16 protein-coding genes are annotated in these 19,190 nt (G+C 34.3%); 9 read left to right on the top strand and 7 right to left on the bottom strand.

The window, feature by feature from the left end; all coding sequences use genetic code 11:
• Positions 1-869: 869 nt before the first annotated feature.
• The 6 genes from DR980_RS00005 to DR980_RS00030 form a co-directional block, all read right to left on the bottom strand.
• Entirely contained in the window at positions 870-1,442 is a 573-nt protein-coding gene (locus DR980_RS00005) for a DNA polymerase ligase N-terminal domain-containing protein (protein ID WP_113633225.1), read from the bottom strand.
• A gap of 43 nt (positions 1,443-1,485) precedes the next feature.
• Entirely contained in the window at positions 1,486-1,851 is a 366-nt protein-coding gene (locus DR980_RS00010) for a hypothetical protein (RefSeq protein WP_091172151.1), read from the bottom strand.
• Between the two features lie 160 nt (positions 1,852-2,011).
• Positions 2,012-3,595, bottom strand: a complete 1,584-nt coding sequence (locus tag DR980_RS00015) for an efflux MFS transporter permease (RefSeq protein ID WP_113633617.1) — start codon at positions 3,593-3,595, stop codon at positions 2,012-2,014.
• Between the two features lie 4 nt (positions 3,596-3,599).
• A complete protein-coding gene (locus DR980_RS00020) occupies positions 3,600-4,652 on the bottom strand; it encodes an HlyD family secretion protein (protein ID WP_113633226.1) in 1,053 nt (350 codons plus the stop codon).
• Between the two features lie 35 nt (positions 4,653-4,687).
• Entirely contained in the window at positions 4,688-6,031 is a 1,344-nt protein-coding gene (locus tag DR980_RS00025; RefSeq protein WP_244199225.1) for a TolC family protein, read from the bottom strand.
• Between the two features lie 169 nt (positions 6,032-6,200).
• Positions 6,201-7,019 (bottom strand): helix-turn-helix domain-containing protein, encoded by an 819-nt coding sequence (locus DR980_RS00030; protein ID WP_113633228.1) that lies wholly within the window; start codon positions 7,017-7,019, stop codon positions 6,201-6,203.
• A gap of 157 nt (positions 7,020-7,176) precedes the next feature.
• On the opposite strand from DR980_RS00030, the gene DR980_RS00035 reads away from it, so the two are divergent.
• The 7 genes from DR980_RS00035 to DR980_RS00065 all read left to right on the top strand — a co-directional run bounded on the left by DR980_RS00035 (position 7,177) and on the right by DR980_RS00065 (position 12,986).
• Positions 7,177-8,691 (top strand): succinate CoA transferase, encoded by a 1,515-nt coding sequence (locus DR980_RS00035; protein ID WP_113633229.1) that lies wholly within the window; start codon positions 7,177-7,179, stop codon positions 8,689-8,691.
• Positions 8,692-8,924: 233 nt separating this feature from the next.
• Positions 8,925-9,308 (top strand): hypothetical protein, encoded by a 384-nt coding sequence (locus DR980_RS00040; protein WP_113633230.1) that lies wholly within the window; start codon positions 8,925-8,927, stop codon positions 9,306-9,308.
• An 84-nt stretch (positions 9,309-9,392) separates the two neighbouring features.
• Complete coding sequence (locus tag DR980_RS00045; RefSeq protein ID WP_113633231.1) at positions 9,393-9,725, top strand: ArsR/SmtB family transcription factor; 333 nt, start codon at positions 9,393-9,395, stop codon at positions 9,723-9,725.
• A gap of 19 nt (positions 9,726-9,744) precedes the next feature.
• The gene (locus tag DR980_RS00050) at positions 9,745-10,215 is read left to right on the top strand and encodes a DUF6428 family protein (RefSeq protein WP_113633232.1); all 471 of its coding nucleotides are present in this window, start codon (positions 9,745-9,747) and stop codon (positions 10,213-10,215) included.
• Between the two features lie 18 nt (positions 10,216-10,233).
• On the top strand, positions 10,234-10,869 hold the full coding sequence (locus DR980_RS00055) for an arsenate-mycothiol transferase ArsC (protein WP_113633233.1): 636 nt from the start codon (positions 10,234-10,236) through the stop codon (positions 10,867-10,869).
• Positions 10,869-11,915 (top strand): ACR3 family arsenite efflux transporter, encoded by a 1,047-nt coding sequence (arsB, locus tag DR980_RS00060; RefSeq protein WP_113633234.1) that lies wholly within the window; start codon positions 10,869-10,871, stop codon positions 11,913-11,915. The genes DR980_RS00055 and arsB overlap by 1 nt, the downstream gene beginning before the upstream one ends.
• A gap of 12 nt (positions 11,916-11,927) precedes the next feature.
• Entirely contained in the window at positions 11,928-12,986 is a 1,059-nt protein-coding gene (locus tag DR980_RS00065) for an ArsO family NAD(P)H-dependent flavin-containing monooxygenase (protein ID WP_113633235.1), read from the top strand.
• A 46-nt stretch (positions 12,987-13,032) separates the two neighbouring features.
• Here the strand turns inward: DR980_RS00065 and DR980_RS00070 are convergent, their stop codons facing one another.
• Positions 13,033-14,328, bottom strand: a complete 1,296-nt coding sequence (locus DR980_RS00070) for a TIGR00341 family protein (RefSeq protein ID WP_113633236.1) — start codon at positions 14,326-14,328, stop codon at positions 13,033-13,035.
• A 425-nt stretch (positions 14,329-14,753) separates the two neighbouring features.
• On the opposite strand from DR980_RS00070, the gene DR980_RS00075 reads away from it, so the two are divergent.
• Both DR980_RS00075 and DR980_RS00080 read left to right on the top strand, forming a co-directional pair.
• Positions 14,754-17,741 carry a SusC/RagA family TonB-linked outer membrane protein gene (locus DR980_RS00075; RefSeq protein ID WP_113633237.1) on the top strand — a complete coding sequence of 996 codons (2,988 nt, stop codon included), beginning with the start codon at positions 14,754-14,756 and terminating at the stop codon, positions 17,739-17,741.
• 11 nt (positions 17,742-17,752) lie between these two features.
• The gene (locus tag DR980_RS00080; protein WP_113633238.1) at positions 17,753-19,144 is read left to right on the top strand and encodes a RagB/SusD family nutrient uptake outer membrane protein; all 1,392 of its coding nucleotides are present in this window, start codon (positions 17,753-17,755) and stop codon (positions 19,142-19,144) included.
• The last annotated feature ends 46 nt before the right edge of the window (positions 19,145-19,190 follow it).

Below are 19,190 nucleotides of genomic sequence, written 5' to 3' on the forward strand. Positions count from 1 at the left end.
TTGTTTTCCTCTTCGTTTGATTCACATCGTGTCTCTCTGGAAGCGGGTGCAAAAGTACAACTTTCTTTTTAACTGGCAAGAAAAATTTGAAGTTTTTTTTAAGATAAATTTTATCTCGTTTGCTTCTCTTTCTCTCATCAATCTGTCAAGGAACTTTGCGCGTTTTGCGGGGTGCAAATGTAACATCAGTTTTCTAATCTCACAAGCTTTTTGAAATCTTTTTTGAAAATAAATTTTCTGTCTTAATTAACTTTGCTTGCCAGTATTTGAAAGAACGTCTGCGTTGTTGCGGGTGCAAAACTACACCGTTTATTGAGTTATTCAAGCTTTTTCAACGCTTTTTTTTGATGTTTTCTTAACCTAATCTTTAACTCGCTGAAACCGTGAATTTTGAAAGTAAAAGTTTTTGCCTCTGCACAACCCAATCAAAAGCAAAGGTTGCCTTTATCGTACAAGAATAGGCATTTCTATAGCCTTAACCCATTTAACAACGGCCGCGCCTTACCCATACAATCTTGTTCAATTTATCATTTGTCACCTATTTCTTGGTTCGTCTCTTCGTATCTTCTCCTATTAAAAGTTTGTCTTGCCTATTTTCTATGGAGAAAAACTGTTGTATCAATAAAATGACTTTATCCTCTACATTATATATGACATAGCTTTTCTAATATCTCCTACATATAAGGTTACTGGATTTTGTATTGGTGTGAGTTCCTTTGCTCTTGATTAAACTATATATCCTAATAATTCCAGGGTAGCGTTAGGGATAGCAGTGAATAGCCCACAGTCTCGTTGAGTCTCAAACTCAACCAGACGAGGACTTGTAGTGAATAGCCCGACTTACACTATAAGGAACGCACAAATGAATTTTATTTCTGCAGATTTTCGATTGTCCTATTAGAAATTACGGATTTATCTTGAAGTAGAATATCTTTATCGCCCGCATATTGATCCTTTGACTTTATCAAAAGCCATGTATTTTCCTGTTTCGTTTTAAGTTTCACCAATACGAATTCGCCTTTCAGTTTTTTTCCATTAAGAATAAAACTAAGATGTCCTTTTTGCAAATCGGATTGTAATTTGCTTTCAGTATTATCTGCACCAGCTTCATCAGCTAAAGTATACGTTCCATTATCCCAAACAATAACATTTCCAGCACCGTAATTGCCCTCTGGAATAGTGCCTTCAAAATCTTTATAACTATAAGGATGGTCTTCCACCATAATAGCCAATCTTTTATCAGCGGGATTCATTGACGGTCCTTTGGGTATTGCCCAACTTTTTAACACTCCATCCATTTCCAAGCGAAAATCATAATGCAAATGAGAAGCCGCATGTTTTTGCACAACGAAAATTAATTCGGATGTTGATTTCTTAATTTCACCTTCTGGTTCAGCTGTAGAATTAAAATTACGCTTTTGATTGTATTCCTTTAAAGACATAATTAGTCAGTTTAGCATTTAAAATTTACGACAAACCTATCTACTAAATTTTATCCCCAGAATTCTCTTCTAAATTATTGTGATCATCACCACCGATACTGTAATGATTGTTTTCCTCGTCTTCATTTCCGGAATTTTCCTTTTCATCATCTAATTCTGAGCCAGGTACATCTAAATCTCCACCAGAAACATCCTCCTCAAAATTTTTTTCATTCAATTCTGTGGCATTATTGATTTCAACTGGCACTTTATTTTTAGAAATATCTTCCGGATCTATATCCGATTCTTTTTTAAATTGACTGTATATATCTTCGCTTGGAGGGTACAAAAGAGAATCTGGTACTTTATTTTTATCTTTCTTCCCCGGTTTTCTTTTGTCAAAGTTCAATTTATCGTTTCTATTATTCATTTTACCTTTATTTAATTGATTTTCAATATACTAAGTTAAACATTTTAAATAGAAATGCTGTTTATATTTATATATATAAAATCAAATTATTCAAGGATTTCAAAGTGCCAAAAAGAGATTTTCAATCCAAAAAGGTTTAAATAAACCATAGTACACCTTTTTAAGTACCCCAAATTCTATTTTTAAAAAGGTCAAATGTTTGTCTTAAATGCTGATTAAGCAATAGAAAAACAACGACAATAACCATTAAATAACCAATAACGGTAAAGATTTCCATATTGGACAATAAAACTGATTGTTTTGAAACTGAACTAATAATTTGTTTCATCGCTAATGCATTGGAGTCATCCACAGTATAGCCTTTAGCCATAAAATTTCTGGTGAGTTGCTCCACACGTCTTTGTGTTTCTGGACTTTCGGGAATAATAAATTGTCTGAATTTTGTAAAATGAGTACTTTGCAAAAACAATCCTGCATTTTGAATCATGGCAAAACCCATTATACTTCCCCAAAAACGGCCTGCAACTCCCACTACTCCTGCAAACGGAGCATAATGCGTAGGAACAGCAGTTACGGTGAACAAGACTAACGGAACAAAGATTATTCCGACAGCAACGCCCTGTAACATATACGGAATCGCAATGTCTGACAAGGAAGCATCCGGCACAAAAAGAAAAGTAAACCAGAAATGAAATAGCGCAAAAATTGAAAATCCGATTATAAAAATATAACGCGAAGCTACGGATTTAGACAAAAACACCACAGTCAAAATCATCCCAATTACATTTCCTGTCAAATTTAAATACTGCACATGCGCCACTCTTGAAGGTTCCCAATTCCAAATAACGGCCATCGTACTGTGACAAATATTCAAAGTCGATCTGGCAATATAAAAAACCACAGACAGCAACAATCCGGTTCGTAAATTCGCATACCGAAAAACTCGCATATCAAAAGTAGGTCTCTTCACCAGCATTTGTCGGGCGATAAAAAAGCCTCCTGCTAGTAAGGCTACAATGAGTGCTGAAAGAATTTGGGGAGATTCAAACCAATATTTTTTTTGGCCATAAACCACAAAATAACTACCGCACAAAATAGCGGTAAGCACCAGAATAAAACTGGCCCAATCAATTTGATATAACGGGATTTTTTTATGAAAACGATTGTTATTAAAAGTAATCATAACCAAAGCCACACATACAATTTGGAAAAAAGCGGAACCATACGCCATATATTTCCAATCGTAATTCTCCAGCAACCACACCGCAATATTCATTATAAAAGGAGAAGCCAGCATCAAGGCTCCATAATTAATTGTAAAAGCAATAATCACAGCATTTTTAGACTTAAATCGTGCAATCAAAAACTGTCGTAAAGGCAAAACTGGCAATGCCATCAAGATACCTTCGGCCATTCGTAACATAATAAACAAAGGGAAATTTTCAGTATCAGCGGTCAAAAAAAATGTTAAGGCAGCCAGACTGTAAATAACCAGAAAATATTTTTTGGTTGGAAAAAATTTAAAAAACCTGCTTTCAATCAGTAATGTAGCCAAAAATGTCCCATAAGTAACACACATTGAAAACTGCAAATCTTCTACCTCTACATCCAAAAAACTCGCTGCATACGTCATATTAGAAGTATATACTCCCAATAAAACCATGGAATGCAACATGCAAAAAAATATTATAGCAATTATGGCCCAATTAGGAACCCAAGATTTAAAAACACTTGTATTTGACATTGGATTATTTGTGTTCGGCAATAACGGTAACATTCATACCGGCTCTCAGAAAGTCCGTTTGTGCATCACTTTCTTTTAATTTTATTCGAACCGGAATTCTTTGCTCTATTTTTATAAAGTTACCCGTTGCATTATCAGGAGGCAATAATGAAAAACGTGCGCCACTGGCTGGCGATAAAGATTCAATAGTTCCAGTAAATTCTCTTCCGCTTATCGCATCTGCCTTTAGCTCCACTTCCTGGCCAATGGATAAATATTGCAGTTGTGTTTCCTTGAAATTAGCTGTAATCCACTTTTCCTTGCTAACGATGGAAACTAAGGTTTGTCCTTCTTTTATCATTTGTCCCGATTGAATCATTTTTTTTCCCACCCAACCATCATAAGGCGCTGTAATTACGGTATAAGAAAGAAACAAAGTGGCATTGTCTGCAAATGCTTGTTTGGACTGAATTACCGTCTGAGCCGTTGGAATTTTAGCCGAAGCTTCAGATGTGTTCAATGCCGCCGATTGAATCGTGTTAGTTATTTCCTGATAATGCGCTTGTGCCAATTCATAATCCGCTTTTACTTTTTCAAGCTGTTGTTCAGTAGCCGCTTCTTGGCTTACTAATCCTTTATAGCGATTGTATTCCAATTTTGTTTTCCAAACTTCTGTTTTTGCAGCTTGTAACTGCGATTGTCTAACGGAAGTTACATTAGAAGTTGTTGCGACATTTTTTTCAATCACAATGCTATTGCTTTTTGCATTTTCAACATCGGCCAATGCCATGTCTAAATGCGCTTTGTATTCCCTATCGTCAATTACTAGTAATGTATCGCCTTTGTGAACAAATTGATTTTCATTATAACGCACTTCAGTAACATAACCTGTAATTCGGGCCATAATTGGCGTAACATATTGATCCACCTGAGCATCATTAGTTTCTTCGTGATTTTTATTAAAAATATAAAACCAAATCCCTAAAACAATTCCGCCGAGAACCAGCATACCGGATATCACGGTAATTAATCTATGAAACGATCGATGAGCTCTTGACGAATTATGAACTTTTACCATATAAATTTGAAACTAAATTATATTAAATTGAATTATTATTTGTTGAGTAATCCTGCCGTATGGAGCAATTCATACTGTTTCATAACCATATCTATTCTAGTGGAAACTTTGTTGAATTTTGACTGAAGCAACGCATTATCCGCATCGACCATTTCCGTAATCAAAACCAGTTGGTTAAGGTATTTTACTTTTACAATGCGATAATTTTCATTGGCTAAATCCAATGCTTTATCTATAACCGGTAACTTGTCCAGTATTTCCTGATATTGGGTATGCTTTCTAAACAATTTGTCCACCATTTCATTTTTCACAAGCTCCGATTCATTTTCTTGTAAATCCACTTTTAAATTGGCAACCTGAACTTTGGTTTTATTTTTATATAAACCCGACAAATTATAAGTAGCCTCTATTCCTATTTGTCCTATGGTATAGAGATAAGGACGATTTAGCGTAAACAACATGTAGTCAGGATATTTTAGATTATAATTTCCAAATAAGCTCACCTTCGGATAATAATTCCCTTTCACCATTTTTAATTCTGTTTTTTTAACGTCCACTTCCCTATTTGCGATACGCATTTCTTCGTTTTGAAGTGTCTCTTTAAAATAAAAATCATAGTCTTTCAACGGTGTAATATCAAGCAATCCTTCTGTATCAATAGTAATTTCTGATTCTTCGGGCAACTGCAATAGTGTTTTTAACTCTTGAAGTGCAATTTTGATATTTTTTTTATTGGTCAATGAATTAAGTTCCCTGTCCGATAATTGCAGTTCTGAACGTAGTACTTCGTTTTTAGTAACGGTTCCAAAGGTTTTGAAAGCTTTCACTTCCTTTAATCGTTCCTGTTCTTCTTTAATACTTTGGTCAATGATTTTCTGGAGTTCCATCATTTTATAAATACCCAAAAAAGTAGCTATCACCTGTAATTGAATGTTATTCTGCGTCTTCTCTACCTTGATTTTGGCAATTTCGTTTTCCTCTTTCGACTTTTTAATCGCATTATTGATTTTATTACCAGCATAAAGCGGCACATAAAATTTTGTAACGGCATCATATAGTACGGTTCCAGGTTCAGGAGTATAGGTATGTTTGTCTGAGAAAAAACCGCCTTCGTATTCCGTCAAGTCAGATAATCGGGAATACATCGCATTAAAATTAACTTCCGGCAAACGAAGATTTTTTGTCACGGCAATCTCCTTGTCTGAAATACGCTGTTCAATATGAGATTTATGAATCGTCTTGTTATTTTCTTTCGCGATTTTTAAAGCATCATTCAAAGAAATTGAGGAAACTTGCTGTGCGTGTAATGAAGTAATTCCATGAAAGAAGAGGAATAGCAACAAGTAATTTTTCGAAAAATTAATTCTCGTTTGGTTCAAAAAAACCTGATTTTTAAGAAACATAATATAGATAAAGGAATAGAATACAAAGTTCCCTAATTTAATCTATGCCGTAAAATCAACAAAAGCCAACTATTTATTCATTTCAGACAATTATAAAACAAGCACACTCACTATAACGATTTCAGGAAATGAGTGCTGTGAAAAACTACTTTTTTAATATTTCAATCCCTTTTAAATAATCAGAAGGACGTTGTCCTAAAATCTTGAAAAATGTGTTGCTAAAAGTTGGAACGCTACTATATCCTACAGCTTGTGCCACTTCGCTAACAGATAGTTTTTTTTCAAGTAACAATTCTATTGCTTTTAAAATTCTCCGAATCGTGAAATATTGAATGAATGACATGCCTAAATCTTTTTGAAACAAACGATACAAAGAGCGCTCACTGAACCCAAAACGATTGGCCAAATCAGAGAACAAAATAGTTTCTCCTAAGTTTTTATCTAAATAGGTAATGATTTTATTCAGTCTAATATCCTTTGCCAAAGGCAATGATAACGGTAAATTAGTCAGACAGATTTCTGGTAAAATGGCTTTTATGGCATTGGCAATACTAAAATTTCTAGTTCCCTTTTTTAGATTTCCGTTCCATCGATTTGTGAAAAGCATCATTTGTAACAATAAATCGTTAATGGGATAAATACCTTCTTTTTGATAAAAAAGATCTTCATTTGAATCTATTGGAAAATACAAATTCCGCATCATAACATGTTCCGAATTGGGATGAATACTATGTTTTATTCCGGCTGGAATCCAGATAAAATGACGCGCAGGAAGAAAATAAGATTTGGTTTCGGTGGTAACGTGAACAATACCACCTTCTGAATAGAGCATTTGGGCTTTTTCATGCTTGTGAGTTGGAATTAACAATTCACCCATCAAATCATGGTGGCAATAAATACTTTTTTTATCGGTATCAACCTCTTTAATATAATATTTCTCTTCTAAAGTTTCGGATGGACCCATTGTGGCTGAAATGAATATTTAAATGACTTATTACGATATTTATCCAATTCTTAATTTCACTAAAATTGTATATGATATAAATCAAAATCTAAAAATTGATTTAATTCATTATCAAAACATCAATTTCTGGTTATTTTTTTATTAAAAACACATAATTATGCAGTCGGACAGAATTAGATTTCAAAGTTACAAAGACAAAGTTATTTCTGCACAAGAAGCCGCTTTATTTTTCAAAGACAAAATGACTATCGGTACCAGTGGATTTACAAAAGCTGGTGACAGTAAAGCCGTTTTACCTGCTTTTGCCGAAAGAGCAAAATTAGAAACTATTGGAATCACATTAATTACCGGTGCTTCTTTAGGGCATACCACTGATGCAGATTTGGCTAATAATGATGCTTTATACAAGAGAATGCCGTTTCAGGTTGATGCTACTCTACGAAAAAAAATAAACGAAGGAAAAGTACTTTTTATAGACCAACATTTAAGTGAAACGGCCGAATTATTAGAAAACAAACACCTTCCAAAAATTGACATTGCTGTAATTGAAGCTACGTATATTGATGAGAATGGAAATGTAATTCCGACAACTTCAGTTGGAAATTCAGCTACTTTTGCGCATGCCGCCGATAAAATCATCATCGAAATAAATACTTCCATACCACTTGAATTCAAAGGGATTCATGATATTTATATTTCAAAAAGTTATCCCAATCGAGACGTTTTAAACATTACAGCTGCAGATGAAAGAATTGGGACCGATTATATCACCATTGATCCTAACAAAGTCATTGGAATTGTTTTCACAGAAATTCCCGATAGTCCGGCACAAGTAACTGCAATAGATCCCAAAACGGCTGCTATTGCCAATCATTTACTGGCTTTTTTTGAAAATGAAATTAAAGAAGGACGCTTAACCAAATCATTGATGCCGTTGCAAGCGGGAATAGGAAAAGTAGCTAATGCGGTCATGTCTGGCTTTGCAAAAGGAAATTTTGAAAATTTAGTAATGTATTCCGAAGTCTTGCAGGACAGCACTTTTGAACTTATTGACAGCGGAAAATTAGATTTTGCATCGGCTTCTTCCATAACCGTTTCTGAAAATTGCTACAAACACATTCTTAATAATTTCGAAAAGTACAAAGACAAAATTCTACTTCGACCGCAAACCATCAGCAATTCAGCCGAAGTAATCCGAAGATTAGGAGTTATAGCCATTAATACGGCAATTGAATTTGATATTTATGGAAATGTCAATTCTACTCATATTTCTGGAACCAAGATGATGAACGGTATTGGTGGTTCGGGTGATTTTGCCAGAAATGCGTACTTGAGCATTTTTGTTACGCAATCATCATCCAAAGAATTTAATGCAATTTCTCATGTTTTACCAATGGTTTCGCATGTAGACCATACGGAACATGATGTTGATATTTTAATCACCGAACAAGGCATTGCCGATTTAAGAGGGCTTTCGCCCAGAGAACGCGCCAAAGTTATTATTGAAAATTGCACGCATCCGGATTACAAAGAGGAATTATCCGATTATTTTAATCGGGCTTGTATGCGAGGAGGCCATACGCCGCACATTTTAGAAGAAGCATTCAAATTGCACTCCAGATATATTGAAACCGGAAGTATGAAACAAAACTGTTTAGTCGAAATAGGCTAGTATTATTATTTTTATCTTTTTTAATATCTCCAAACACGCTTCATTGTTTGGGGATATTTTTTTTTGAAATCAATTCATTTTTTGTAGCTTAAAATTAGTATTTCTTTCATTTAATACAACATAAATCACTAACTTTAAGCAACTTAATAATTTAATTAAATCACCTACATTTTATAATTTATATAAAATATCTGAAATTAAATTAATGTAAAACTATTTAAAAAAGACTAAAAATGGAAACTACAAAAACAATTTATCAGCTACACGAAGAACACAAAACATGGCTAAACAAACTTTTATTCTATAAAGATGAGCTCAAAATTATGGCTAATCGAATTATGGAAGTTACAGAAAAGAATACTTCTAATGAGGTACGTTCCTTAGCAGATCATTTTCAAAATCAGTTAATCATTCAAAAAGAACAAATTGATATTTTAAATCATGATATTAAAAGCCACGAATCGTATCTTCAAAAAGCAGTGCAAAAAAATCCAAACACTATTGAACATGAAAAATTTTCAGACCATATAAACCATCGAGAAAGTATCGCCGTTTTTGAAAAGTTATTTAGAGAATTAAGAGAAGAGTTGATTGATTTTCTATCGAAATGGATGTAAATTTTAAAGAATTTTAAAAATTCACTATCCTAAAATTGCTTTTTAAACATCTATATCGTAATATTGCAATATAAATATATAACGATGGGAATTACTAAATCAGAACATTTCACAGACGAGCAAAACGAGTTGGCAACTTTGGCGAAAGCCATAGGTCATCCAGCCCGAATTGCTATTATTCAGCACCTCATCAAAGTAAACAGTTGTGTGTGTGGCGATATTGTAAACGAACTGCCTCTGGCCCAACCTACCGTTTCGCAGCACTTGAAGGAACTAAAAAATGCCGGACTTATAAAAGGCAATTTTGAAGGAAATGCCATTTGCTATTGCCTCAACGAAGAAGGTTTTAATAAAATAAAGGACTTTTTTCAGCACATCAATACCTATTTAGAAAACAAGAAAAATCAATGTTGCTAATTTTTAAATTACAAGAATCATGAAATTATCAGAAATTAAAAAAGAGTTAAGCACGTTGGACAACGTTGCTTTTGTATTGCCAAATGGGACCTATGTTCCAGAACATTTTCACGTAACTGAAGTAGGTTTAATCACCAAAAACTTCATTGATTGTGGTGGAAAAGTTCGAAAAGAAACTGTGGTAAACTTTCAATTATGGGATGCCAATGACTTTGAACACCGTCTGAAACCTAAAAAATTATTGGATATAATTGAATTATCTGAGAAAGTATTAGGCATTGAAGATTATGAAGTAGAAGTTGAATTTCAAGCAGAAACTATTGGTAAATACGATATTGATTTCAACGGAACAGCTTTTACATTATTAAACAAACAAACTGCTTGTTTAGCAGAGGACCAATGCGGAATTCCAGCAGAAAAACAAAAAGTAAAATTATCCGAAATCCCAAGTCAAACCAATAGCTGCACTCCAGGTGGAGGTTGTTGCTAATTTTTTTAAAACTGTAAAATGGAACTAACCAAAACAACCCTATTTCCAGAAATTGCAAAAACAATTTCTTCTTTTAATTTCGAAAGGATTTCGGCAGAACGTAAAATCATTTTGCAACCACTTATTGATTTTATTCAAGCAAAAGCATCGAATCAACAACAAATTAGGTTAAACTTGATTTGTACTCATAATTCCAGAAGAAGCCATTTATCTCAAGTTTGGGCACAAACTGCAGCGGCACATTTCAATATAAAAAATGTATTTTGCTATTCTGGTGGGACCGAAGCAACAGCTTTATTTCCAATGGCAGCTAAAACATTAGAACAGTCAGGATTTAAAATCAAAACCATCGCGGCAGGAACTAATCCTATTTATGCCATAAAATATGCGGAGAACGAGCATCCAATTATCGGTTTTTCTAAAACTTATGATGATGAATTTAATCCGAAAAGTGAATTTGCAGCGATATTGACTTGTTCGCAAGCTGATGGCGGTTGCCCATTTATTGCCGGTGCTGAAATGCGTATTCCAATCACTTTTGAAGATCCAAAAGCATTTGACAATACGCCTCAACAAGCAGAAAAATATCAGGAACGCAGTTTGCAAATTGCAACCGAAATGTTTTATGTTTTCTCTCAAATAAAATCACAATAATGGCTTCTAAAAAAAGATTAAATTTTCTCGACAGTTATCTTACACTTTGGATTTTTCTCGCAATGGCGATTGGCGTTTCCATTGGATATTTTATACCATCCAGCAGCGGTTTCATCAATTCCTTTTCAAGCGGAACGACCAATGTTCCTTTGGCAATTGGATTGATATTAATGATGTATCCGCCTTTGACTAAAATTGATTTTTCAAAAATTCCTTTAATGTTTGAAAAACCAAAATTACTTACTGCCTCTTTCTTTATCACCTGGATTGTTGGTCCATTTTTAATGTTTTCACTGGCAACATTCTTTTTGAAAGATTATCCGGAATACATGATGGGTTTAATTATAATTGGTATTGCGCCTTGCATAGCAATGGTAATTGTCTGGAATGAATTAGCCGAGGGAAACAGAGAATTAACAGCGGGTTTAATCGGGATTAATAGTTTGCTTCAAGTGTTCTTCTTTAGTTTATATGCTTATTTCTATTTGGAAATCATGTTGCCGTTATTCGGAATAAAAGGGTTAGAATTAAATATTACGATTGCTGAAATTGCTACAACAGTCGGGATTTATTTAGGGATTCCATTTGCATTAGCAGTAATTAGCCGTTATGCCATTAAGAAATTCATTGGTGACAAATGGTTCAATCAAAAGTTTATTCCGTTTGTTTCTCCCATTACTTTGATTGCGTTGCTTTTTACAATCGTAGTCATGTTTAGTTTAAAAGGGGAAATGATTGTTGATTTGCCAATGGATGTGATTCGAATTGCCATTCCACTTGTCATTTTCTTCACCATTATGTTTTTCCTCATGTTTTTTGTTTCCAAAAAAATCGGAGCCAATTATAGAGATGCCGTTGCGCTTTCATTCACTGCATCGGGAAATAATTTCGAATTAGCAATTGCAGTTTCCATTGGTGTATTCGGTATCAATAGCGGACAGGCATTTGCAGGAGTTATTGGGCCATTAGTAGAAGTTCCTGCTTTGATTATTCTGGTAAATGTTGCTTTTTGGCTAAAGAAAAAATATTACACTAAAACAACTTAAAGTAAAATCCCAATGCACAAAATTCTAGATGTTATTGTTATTGGCGGCGGACAAAGCGGATTAGCTTGCGGATATTATTTACGACGCCATAAACTCAACTTTCTCCTCTTAGACAAAGAAGAAAAGTGCGGTGGCGCTTGGCTTCATGCTTGGGACAGTCTCACGCTTTTTTCTCCAGCCGAACACAGTTCTCTTCCAGGCTGGCTGATGCCAAAATCTAAGAATCTGTTTCCTTTAAAGCAAGAAGTAATTGATTATTTGTGCCAATATGAAAAACGTTACGAACTGCCAATAGAGCGCTCCGTTAATGTAGAAAACATAACTTCTGAAAATAAAATATTCAAAGTTTACACCAATAAAGGAATCTATTTTTCAAAAGCAATTATTGCCGCGGCGGGAACTTGGAGCAACCCTTTTATTCCAAAGATTAAAGGAATAGAAACTTTCAAAGGAATTCAAATCCATTCTGCTAATTATAAAAATCCGGAAGAGTATAGGAATTTAAAAGTTCTGGTTGTTGGCGAAGGAAATTCAGGTGCGCAAATTGTAGCAGAAGTTTCTAAAGTTACCACCGTGAAATGGTCTACCAGAAAACCACCACAATATTTACCGGATGAAGTGGACGGGTTTTATCTTTTTAATGTGGCAACCGCCAAATACAATGCTGAAAAAGAAGGAAAACCATTTAATGCTGCCAATTATGATTTGGGAAATATTGTAATAGTGCCACCAGTAAAAGAAGCTCGATCCAGAGGAGTTTTGATTTCAAGCGGCAGTTTTGAAAGCATGCATGAAAACGGTGTGATTTGGTCTGACGGAACCAAAGAAGATTTTGATGCGATAATCTGGTGTACCGGTTTTGGTTATGCAACCTCTTTTTTGAAAAATATAGTTTCTGCAGATGAACGTGGCATTGTAAAAACTGAAGAAAGCAAAGCAATTGAAGTTCCCGGATTGTGGTTGACAGGTTACGGCAGTTGGACTGGTTACGCCTCAGCAACACTCATTGGAATAAACAGAAATGCCAAACAAACCTGTACCGAAATCATAGAATATCTGAAGCAAATCTAAATCCGTTTATCATAAAAATTAGTTCATTCCAATAGTTTAAACGAATTTATTGTCTTTTATAAATTTCAACAACATCCGTTTTGAATTTGTTTTTTAACCATGCAGCCAACTTTTGTTTTTCGGCAGTATTGATATCTGTTTTACTTTCATAAAGAACAACTGTAATCACTTTTTTGGTCGCCATTTTTTCATTAAAGACATGATTTGCAATGGCAATATTCTCAATATCAGGAAACAAAATCTTAGTTTCATTCAAAATAGCATTGTTATCGAATTTCAAAGAAGTAATTTGACTTTGTAGCTTGGCAATAATCAAATCTTTCTCACTCATCGTTTTATTGTTAAAAGTGATTTCATTCAAAATATCCTGCTTTAAATCGGTTGTGTCTTGAATAATATTTAATACCGTATTTTTCAATTCATACGTTTTCAATTTTCCGTTAAGTTCTTTTATTTCGTCCTTATCCAATCTTTTTCTTAAAAAAGCAATATCTATTTTTTTTGGATTTGACGTGAACTGCGTTTTTTTGTACAGAACAGTAAACCCTTTATCAATAAACTCTACTTTTAAAAATTGTTCTACTTTTTGCTTGTATTTTTTTTCTTGAAAAAGCTGATACGCAAAAAATATACTCGGTACAATTAAAGCTAAAGTCAGAAAAGAAATCATATACTTCACTTTTTTTTCCGTCTTTACATTCGTTTGTTTAACAATTGGATATTTTAAATATTTGACAATTATAAAGGTTGCAATACATATAAAAACACAATTGATAGTATACAAATACATCGCACCAAAAAAGAATTTAAAATTCCCCAAAGCCAAACCGTAACCCGCCGTACACAAAGGCGGCATCAATGCCGTTGCAATAGCAACACCGGGAATTGGATTTCCTTTATCTACCCTTGTAATGGCTATTACACCAACCAGTCCTCCAAAAAAAGCGATGAAAATATCGTAAATATTAGGTGATGTTCTAGCCAAAAGTTCCGACTGTGTATCTTTGAAAGGGCTTAAATAAAAGTAAACAGTGGAAACCACCAAACTCACCACCGTAGCAATAAGCAAATTTTTAAGTGATCTTTTAAGCAGATTAAAATCATAAATTCCCAAACCAAAACCAGCTCCAACGATAGGTCCCATCAAAGGTGAAATTAGCATAGCTCCAATAATTACCGCAGTTGAATTTACATTCAGTCCTACAGAAGCCACTACAATTGCACAGGCCAAAATCCACAAGTTGGATCCTCGAAAAGAGATGTTTGATGTAACATTGTCTAAGACTTTCTTTTTGTCTTCTTCTCCGCTATGTAGGTCAATAAAATTTACTACTTTATTCATGCTTCTTTGTTGTATTACTTTTCAAGATTAATTGTTTAATCCGAATTTTATGGTTGTAATGATCAGTGAAGTCAGCAAGATAAACAATTTTGAAGTAATTAAAGGTTTCAAAATTCATCTATTAAAATATTTAAACTTAAAAATTTTTATCTAAATCCTGATCCTAATAGTCCGTCAAAAACATAGTAAAAGCTTTTTTTAATTCTTCGCATTGATTTTAAGTATGCTTTTCTGGAAGGCAGATGATATATCAGATACCAAATCAAATTTTGAAAACAGCTATTTTTATGGATTTAATTTTTTTATCGATTAAATTTTAAGTTATCAATAATAAAACAACATTCAAACATTTTTATTAAACATAATATATCATAATTAACATTTTATTTAGATATTTGACACAAATAATCTTAAATAATCCAAAAATGAAAATTAAATTCAAACATTTTTTGAGTTTACTAATTGTACTCTCCGTACAATTGACATTTGCTCAAGAAAGTACAGTGTCAGGTAAAGTTACCGACATGGGTGGCCTTCCCGTTCCAGGTGCTAATATTGTAGTAAAAGGAACTACTATCAGCGCTCAAACAGGTTTTGATGGTGATTTTACCATTAACGCAAAAAAAGGACAAATTTTAATCGTCAGTTTTATAGGAATGAAAACGGTAGAAATTCCTGTATCTGCTTCAATGCTGATTAAATTAAGTGACGCCTCCAATCAATTAGAAACTGTAGTTGTTGTGGGTTACGGAACTCAAAGCAAAAAGAAACTAACGGATAATATTGCTCGTGTAACAGCAAAAGACATCCAACAAATTCCTGTATCAAATGTGCAAAATGCTTTAGTTGGTAAATTAGCGGGTGTTCAAATCACGCAGACCAATGGTAAAGTTGATGGAGGAATAAACATTCGTGTACGTGGTGCTGCCAGTATTAGTGCGGGAACACAACCCCTATATGTTTTGGACGGAATTCCTTTGGTAACTACAAATGAATCCAGTAACGGCGCACCAACCAACCCGCTGCTAACTTTAAGCCCAAACGAAATTGAATCTATTGATGTCCTAAAAGATGCATCATCTGCAGCGATTTATGGAGCCAGAGGTGCTAATGGTGTGGTATTAATAACTACTAAACGAGGAAAAGAGGGTAAAGGAACTTTCTCTATCAACCTTTCTCAAGGAGTTAGTCAAGCTACTAACAAAAGAAAATGGTTGAATGCAGACCAATACATAGAATTATTCACAGAAGCTTCCATTAATGGACTTGGTGATGCGGCGGAAGCGGAAGACGCTTTCGATTCCTTTGCAGTAGGTACAGATTGGAGAAACAGAGAAGTAGACACCGATTGGCAGGATACTGCATTTCAGGACGGATTCAATACCGATGCTGATTTTTCAGTATCTGGAGGAGATGCGAATACACGCTATTTCTTTTCTGGAGCTTACAACAATACGACAGGAATCATCAATAGTAATGCGTTAGAGAGAGTAACTGCGCGTACAAATGTATCGCATAAGCTTTCTGACCGATTCACTGCAGGTATGAATTTAAGTTTCTCCAGATCAGAAATTAGTCGTGTTCAAGATGACAACTCTTTCACAACTCCTTTGCAAGCTGTAGCGCAATCGCCATTGTCTCCTGATCGTTTTGAAGATGGAACAGCTAATCCAAATACATTGTATGCTAATTATTTATTAGCCATTGACAATTCATTTTGGAAAACATTAATGAGAAGAGTTACCGGAAAAGTGTACGGAGAATTTAAAATTATTCCTTCCTTAAAGGCTAATTCTGATTTTTCTTATGACCTTTTATCACAAACAGAAGATGCTTGGTACGGTAAAGATTCTCCTTTTATGGCTACCGATGGTGAAGCTTACGCCACTTCTGTAAATAATGAGACCTATATTTTCAGTAATTATTTGACCTTTGACAAAACCTTTGGAGAGAAACATGATATTAATGCCGTTGCCGGTATGGAATTCAATAAATTCAATCGCAGGTTTCAAAGTGTGACCAGTATTTATTTTCCAAATGACTCGTTCCAAACCGTAGATGGTGGAGCAGAAGTATCTGCAGGTTCTGGAAATGAAACAGATTACACCTTTGTTTCTCAATTTGGCCGAATCACTTATTCATTCGATGATAAATACATTTTCAAAGCAAGTATTCGTCGTGATGGTTCTTCTCGTTTTGGTAAAAATGAACGATTTGGAACTTTTCCAGCCTTCTCAGCTGGTTGGATAATTTCAGAAGAAAGCTTCTTAAAAGACAATGCTACTTTGACATTTTTAAAATTAAAAGGAAGTTGGGGTAAATTAGGAAATGCAGAATTAGGAAATTTTGCTTCTCGCCAATTGTACGGTTCAAATCCGTATAACTTAAAATCAGGACTTTCGTTCACGCAAGCCGGAAATGATAATCTTACTTGGGAAAAATCTACGCAAATCGATTTTGGTGTTGAATTTGGTTTATTAAACCGAATCAGCGTTGAAGCGGATTATTATAAAAAAAATACCGATGGATTATTGTTTAGCGTACCATTAGCTTTAAGTTCTGGTGCAACTTCCATTAATCAAAATATTGGTGAAGTTCAAAGTAGTGGTGTCGAATTTACTTTAAACACAAAAAATATTGATTCTGATAAACTAAAATGGAATACTAGCTTAAATATTACCACAAATCAATCTGAAGTAATATCGATGCCTAACAATAACAAAGACATCATTGGTACATTTACTATTAACAGAGTTGGAGAAAATATATCTTCCTTTTTCTTGGCAGAATATGCCGGAGTTGATCCTGCTAACGGTGACGCTTTATATGTAAAAAACACTCTTCTTGCTGATGGATCTTTGGACAAATCAACTACAAATGATTATGCCGAGGCGTCAAGAGTTGTTTCAGGAAATCCATTCCCAACCTTGATGGCTGGTATGACTAACACTATTAATTATAAAGGGATTGATTTTTCTTTTACTTTCCAAGGAGAATGGGGCGCCAGTATTTATAACTCAGCTGGTAAATACCAATCTGTAGCTGCTGATTATTTTGACAACCAAACTGTTGATCAATTGGATCGTTGGCAAAATCCTGGAGACATCACTAATGTTCCTCAAGCCAGATTATATGGTAGCAACGGAACTGGGGAATCTACACGATTTTTAGATAAATCTGATTTTGTACGTTTAAGAAACCTAACCATAGGATATTCACTTTCCGGGAATGCTATTAAAGAACTTGGAATGAGCAGCGTTCGTCTTTACGCAACGGGTGTCAACTTGCTTACATTCACAAACTATTCTGGTTATGACCCAGAAGCAAGAAGAGATGATACAGGTATTGGAGAAGAATTTTATTCTGCACCACCTGCAAGAACAATTGCTTTAGGAGTAAATATTAATTTTTAAAAATTAAAAAAATGAAATCAAATAAATTAATCTTATTTATTCTTTTCGCTACTTTTTTTGCAAGTTGTGATAATGAATTAGAAATTGATCCGAAACAAAATGAGGATGCAACAGTAACATTAAGTACGGAAACTGGTATCACTAACATATTAACAGGTGCGTATGCTATTGCGGCTGACGGCGATGTTTACGGAGGTCGCATATTGACTTCTGCAGATTTATTAGCACAAACCGGAATAACAGCAACCACTGATTTTAGATGGAGAGGAACTTTTGGTGAATGCCGACAATTTTACTCTAAAAGTATTCTTGTTAACAATGCTTTTGTTCAGCAAATCTATGCTAGAAATTATCAAATAATAAATGCAGCCAACACTGTTATTGAAAATATAGATAAAGTCCAAGATACTGAAAGACAAACAACAATGGTTGCCGAGGCTAATTTTTTAAGGTCAATGGCATACTTTGATTTGGTTCGTTTCTTTGCAAAACCATACGAAGCAGGTCAGGCAAATCCACAATTAGGTGTGGTTATACGACCAAATGCCATCTATGATTTTACTATTGATTTAGCAAAAGAAAGAAGCACTGTTGACGAAGTATATACAGTAATAATTGCAGGTTTGAATCTAGCTTACAATGACCTTCCGGAAGACAATAGTTTTTATGCTGATAAATATGCTGCCAAAGCGTTGTTAGCAAGAGTTTATCTTCAACAAGGAAATTATCCTGCGGCCAGAGATGCGGCTCATGATGTAATTGAAAATAGCGGACGCAGTTTATCTGCGAGATATGCTAATGCTTTTAATCATGATGAAAACCAAAGCGAGGATATTTTTGCAATCCAAATCACAAAACAAACTGGAGAAAATGAAATGACCAATTTATATGCTTCTGAAAATAATGGTGGTCGTGGTGGCGATATCGAAATCAGATCTACTTATTTAGCTAAATTTACAGATCCTGCTGATGAAAGACGCAACTTTAATTACATCAACCCGGACAATGGCAGAAGATTGACTTCTAAATATACCAACCAATTTGGCGATGTTCCGTTAATTCGTTTGGCTGAAATGTATCTTATCAGAGCGGAAGCTAATTTTAGAGCTGGAACTTTTACAGGAAATACACCGGTAGCTGATATTAATTTATTGAGAACACGTGCAAATGCTACAAACTTCCTTACGGTAAACTTAGCTACAATTTTAAGAGAACGCGAATTAGAATTAGCAATGGAAGGTTTTGCCATTCATGATTTAAAAAGAACAAAAGCTTCAATTGATGTTTTTGCTGATGGAACAGAATTAATTCCATATAATGACAACTCTTTGGTATTCCCTATTCCTTTAAGAGAAATGGATACCAACAGTAAAATCAGTCAAAATCCTGGATACGGAGGATAATCCAATTCCAATTTATTAGATACAAAAAGCCCGAAATCTAAATTGA

The sequence above is a fragment of the Flavobacterium psychrolimnae genome, from assembly GCF_003312425.1.
Lineage (GTDB): Bacteria > Bacteroidota > Bacteroidia > Flavobacteriales > Flavobacteriaceae > Flavobacterium > Flavobacterium psychrolimnae.

Bases quoted from the DNA above. Each gene is read 5' to 3' on its own strand.
- DR980_RS00005 (WP_113633225.1), bottom strand. From the start codon at position 1,442: ATGTCTTTAAAGGAATACAATCAAAAGCGTAATTTTAATTCTACAGCT.
- DR980_RS00010 (WP_091172151.1), bottom strand. From the start codon at position 1,851: ATGAATAATAGAAACGATAAATTGAACTTTGACAAAAGAAAACCGGGG.
- DR980_RS00015 (WP_113633617.1), bottom strand. From the start codon at position 3,595: ATGTCAAATACAAGTGTTTTTAAATCTTGGGTTCCTAATTGGGCCATA.
- DR980_RS00020 (WP_113633226.1), bottom strand. From the start codon at position 4,652: ATGGTAAAAGTTCATAATTCGTCAAGAGCTCATCGATCGTTTCATAGA.
- DR980_RS00030 (WP_113633228.1), bottom strand. From the start codon at position 7,019: ATGGGTCCATCCGAAACTTTAGAAGAGAAATATTATATTAAAGAGGTT.
- DR980_RS00035 (WP_113633229.1), top strand. From the start codon at position 7,177: ATGCAGTCGGACAGAATTAGATTTCAAAGTTACAAAGACAAAGTTATT.
- DR980_RS00040 (WP_113633230.1), top strand. From the start codon at position 8,925: ATGGAAACTACAAAAACAATTTATCAGCTACACGAAGAACACAAAACA.
- DR980_RS00045 (WP_113633231.1), top strand. From the start codon at position 9,393: ATGGGAATTACTAAATCAGAACATTTCACAGACGAGCAAAACGAGTTG.
- DR980_RS00050 (WP_113633232.1), top strand. From the start codon at position 9,745: ATGAAATTATCAGAAATTAAAAAAGAGTTAAGCACGTTGGACAACGTT.
- DR980_RS00055 (WP_113633233.1), top strand. From the start codon at position 10,234: ATGGAACTAACCAAAACAACCCTATTTCCAGAAATTGCAAAAACAATT.
- arsB (WP_113633234.1), top strand. From the start codon at position 10,869: ATGGCTTCTAAAAAAAGATTAAATTTTCTCGACAGTTATCTTACACTT.
- DR980_RS00065 (WP_113633235.1), top strand. From the start codon at position 11,928: ATGCACAAAATTCTAGATGTTATTGTTATTGGCGGCGGACAAAGCGGA.
- DR980_RS00070 (WP_113633236.1), bottom strand. From the start codon at position 14,328: ATGAATAAAGTAGTAAATTTTATTGACCTACATAGCGGAGAAGAAGAC.
- DR980_RS00075 (WP_113633237.1), top strand. From the start codon at position 14,754: ATGAAAATTAAATTCAAACATTTTTTGAGTTTACTAATTGTACTCTCC.
- DR980_RS00080 (WP_113633238.1), top strand. From the start codon at position 17,753: ATGAAATCAAATAAATTAATCTTATTTATTCTTTTCGCTACTTTTTTT.